This window comes from Paraburkholderia elongata (assembly GCF_013177735.1).
Lineage (GTDB): Bacteria > Pseudomonadota > Gammaproteobacteria > Burkholderiales > Burkholderiaceae > Paraburkholderia > Paraburkholderia elongata.
Genome location: NZ_WOEZ01000141.1, coordinates 1 through 1,258 on the forward strand (window position 1 = coordinate 1; position 1,258 = coordinate 1,258).

At 56.9% G+C, this 1,258-nt stretch carries 1 protein-coding gene; it reads left to right on the forward strand.

What is annotated here, in order from left to right:
* Positions 1–367: 367 nt before the first annotated feature.
* Positions 368–1,162 (forward strand): hypothetical protein, encoded by a 795-nt coding sequence (locus tag GNZ13_RS25995; RefSeq protein WP_172169803.1) that lies wholly within the window; start codon positions 368–370, stop codon positions 1,160–1,162.
* Positions 1,163–1,258 lie beyond the last annotated feature (96 nt).

The window sequence follows — 1,258 nt, forward strand, 5'->3', positions numbered from 1 at the left end:
CGGACCGATGTCAAGACTGGTCAGTAACACCTGCCTATCCGTGCTGCACAGCCGCTGCGCGCAGATGGAGTCCGGAGCGTTCACGACTGAGCTCATATGAGGCCACGAGCCGTTTATCCTGGGGAAACAGAAGGTACTTGCGTTGGACGAGAGCCAGGACGGCCACGCGAAAGTCCTGAGAAATTGCAATTTATGTGTGCTCTTCCTAATATCCACCGAACGTTCGGATGGGTAGAATTCCTACCATCAGCATGCTGCATTGCAATACGCAACCGTCGGCGCTTGGACCTCGCGCTCAGGCGGGCAATACCCACGCCCTTGTCCTTTATCGCCCAAGGGTTTGACGCAATCACGAGTGGGGCGCGCCATGGAATTTTTGGAAAAAAACGTCGCGACGGAATTAATTGAGCGGAAGGATCACACCCTCGAACATGTTGGGTTGGATGGCGAGAGGCAGACGTATTTTCCGGCCAGGTCAATGTGGTTGAGGTTGGAACAGCTTCATGTGACGCAACAGCTCGCAGAGCCTCTGGACGCAGACAAACAACCAACACTTTCCACGTCGCTGCACGGAGTGGCACATCTCGATGGCCAGGAGCTGTCGATCATTGGCGACGCTGGACACGCGATGCACACCGTTGAGGTGTCCTTCGCGGCACGCGACGTCAGCAAGGCTGACCGGTTAGGTCTGCGCGAGTTGGAGGACGAACTCGGTATTTCGTTTGCCGACGTGCCGCTCGGTACTGCTCGTCTCGGCGTCAATCGGGCCGACGCAGAGACCGGCGAACCCGATCAGTGGTGGCTCGCCTGCCACATTCCCGAAGCCTGTATACATGCGCTTTCGAAGGCGATGTCTGATGGCCAGTTTGGCGCAGTCGAGTTGGGTCTGGCGCTGCGACACCTCTACACGGCCGAAAGTGCTATGGCTGACCCTCAGCGCGAGCCGAACCTTTTTCTCAGGCCCAACAAAAGCGACGGCGCAATTGAATGTCCGGAAATTGCAATTGGCTACGTCACCCACCTTCGTATTGACCTCGCAACGGCTCAATTGCGTACCGCGACGGCGAGCGGCGGCGGTGATGAATTAACGGCGAATTCTGTCGCGGACGCCGTGAACTCATTGGCTGTTAGCCCAACTTTCGCTATTCGCGGCCTCGGCTGATGCCAAGTCATTGATTTTAAATGACGTGCATATCAACAGTCTTCACTACAGGGCGTACGTTTTGGTAGCGGCGACTGGCGATGGCCGGGCCGTGAT

What these genes read in the sequence shown, in the direction of transcription:
- GNZ13_RS25995 (WP_172169803.1), top strand. Translation starts at nt 368, where the DNA reads ATGGAATTTTTGGAAAAAAACGTCGCGACGGAATTAATTGAGCGGAAG.